Source organism: Neobacillus soli NBRC 102451, from assembly GCF_001591665.1.
GTDB classification, from domain to species: domain Bacteria; phylum Bacillota; class Bacilli; order Bacillales; family Cytobacillaceae; genus Neobacillus; species Neobacillus soli.
The window spans coordinates 1-1,845 of record NZ_BCVI01000038.1; the positions used below are offsets into that span (position 1 = coordinate 1).

Here is a 1,845-nt window from a genome sequence, read left to right on the forward strand (position 1 = left end):
GGGCGATGGAGCTGGATTCAGATAACTATTTCAAGTTATCCACACTAAATTATTTTATTATTTCCTTAACAACAATAAAGGCCAAATCAGTTTGAATGATTTGGCCTTTTATGCGAATTCATTTAATAGCTTTGAAAAATCAACCCGGTCACCAATTGTCGTTGGTTCCGGTTTTTCCAAATAACGTTTATCCTTTTCAACAAGCCTGAATATATTAAAGGTAGTCAGTGCATCATCAAGTGCCCGGTGATGCCGGCCTGTCCCTTCTTTGCCATATTCTTGAACGGCCTTCCATAATCCCGTTTGATTTTGGTCACCGAAAAACCGTTTATATTCCATTGAGAGATCTAATTCAGCCGCTTTTAACGGGAAAGCAACTCCTGCCTTTACACAATTCTGCCGAAGCACCTTCATATCCATATTTCCCCAAGTAACAATGGTTGTTTCATAATTATTCTTATTGAACTGCTCCAATTTCTTCACAAGTTCAAAAATCGATAATCCCTTGTCTACTTGCTGCTGCGAAATATGTAAGAAGGATTTACAGCGTTCCGATAACCTTGGGAATTTTAGTGGAGTTACAAAGGATGAAAACTGTTCTGTTACTTGATCATCAACGACCGCAACAATTCCAACCTCGATAATTTCCGCGAAGAAATCCTTCATTCGAACATTCCGTTCGGGCATTGTAAACTCAAAATCAATAAATAAATGTTGCCGTCTTGCTCTCAAAAATCTCACCACCTTTACTGTTAAATCATCTTAATACCATTATATAAAGAAACCTGTACAAAAAATTGTGCTTTTTTTCTATTTTTTTATTTATTACATTATAACACGAATTAAATGGTAATTTTTCAAATCTTTAAACAATTTATAGAAAAAAAGATGGGAAAAGAGTCCCATCCGATTTTGACAAAGTATTTACTTTTTTAATTTCATGATTGCCATCGTACATCTTGATACACAAATAAGACGGCCTTGCTCATCGCTTATCTTGATGTCCCAAACCATGGTTGTTTTTCCTTGATGGAGCACGGTCCCAACTGCCGTAACAATCCCTTCCGATTTGGAACGGACATGATTTGCGTTAATTTCCAGCCCCGCCACTATTTCCGTCTCTTTATTGACCAATTCATAAGCGCCAACACTTGCAACCGTCTCTGCTAAAGCTACTGATGCTCCGCCATGCAGAATACCGTATGGTTGGCGGGTGCGCCCATCGACTGGCATTGTCGCAATTACCTTCCCTTCTTCTACATGGGTGATTTCAATACCGAGTGCTTCGATTAATGTATCTTTGATCATTTTTATCCCTCCACTTATGTAATTAATGTTATTAATAATCTATTCTACAGCTTTCAGAGATTTTCCTTTTATCCCTCTAATCTTTGGTACAGCCTAGCACGAAAAAAAACAGCTGTAAGAGCTGTTTTTCACCTTGTTAATAATAATAAGGGGGTCTAACTCCCGGGTAGCCCATTCCGGGATAACCCACTGGCGGGTAACCCACTCCTGGGTAGCCCATTCCCGGATATCCACCATAAAATGGACGACTAGCTACAAATCCTCCTGCTAAGCCGCCGCCTATTAATCCGCCTAAAAAGCCGAGCCCGCCTACCGCCAGCGGCCATCCTAATAAGCCTATAAATCTTTGATCCTGGACCGGGTAAGGGTTTCGATAAAGGTACGGGCTTTGATAAGGGTACATGCAGCCTACCTCCTTTTCATCTATACTTGCCTACACTATTGCATATGCGAAAAGGATGGGTTTGGAGTGGGCTAAAGAGAAAAGGGTACTTATCAGGTTTATATTAACCATTTAATTACAAACTCGGCTTTTTC

At 39.8% G+C, this 1,845-nt stretch carries 3 protein-coding genes; all 3 read right to left on the reverse strand.

The annotated features are described in order from the left end of the window. Positions 1 to 108 precede the first annotated feature (108 nt). Positions 109 to 732 carry a 3'-5' exonuclease KapD gene (gene kapD / locus BSO02S_RS13595; RefSeq protein ID WP_084375024.1) on the reverse strand — a complete coding sequence of 208 codons (624 nt, stop codon included), beginning with the start codon at positions 730 to 732 and terminating at the stop codon, positions 109 to 111. Between the two features lie 192 nt (positions 733 to 924). Then, positions 925 to 1,308 carry a hotdog fold thioesterase gene (locus tag BSO02S_RS13600; protein WP_066068016.1) on the reverse strand — a complete coding sequence of 128 codons (384 nt, stop codon included), beginning with the start codon at positions 1,306 to 1,308 and terminating at the stop codon, positions 925 to 927. Between the two features lie 136 nt (positions 1,309 to 1,444). After that, complete coding sequence (locus BSO02S_RS13605; RefSeq protein WP_066068019.1) at positions 1,445 to 1,711, reverse strand: hypothetical protein; 267 nt, start codon at positions 1,709 to 1,711, stop codon at positions 1,445 to 1,447. Positions 1,712 to 1,845 lie beyond the last annotated feature (134 nt).

Bases quoted from the DNA above. Each gene is read 5' to 3' on its own strand.
- BSO02S_RS13600 (WP_066068016.1), bottom strand. From the start codon at position 1,308: ATGATCAAAGATACATTAATCGAAGCACTCGGTATTGAAATCACCCAT.
- BSO02S_RS13605 (WP_066068019.1), bottom strand. From the start codon at position 1,711: ATGTACCCTTATCAAAGCCCGTACCTTTATCGAAACCCTTACCCGGTC.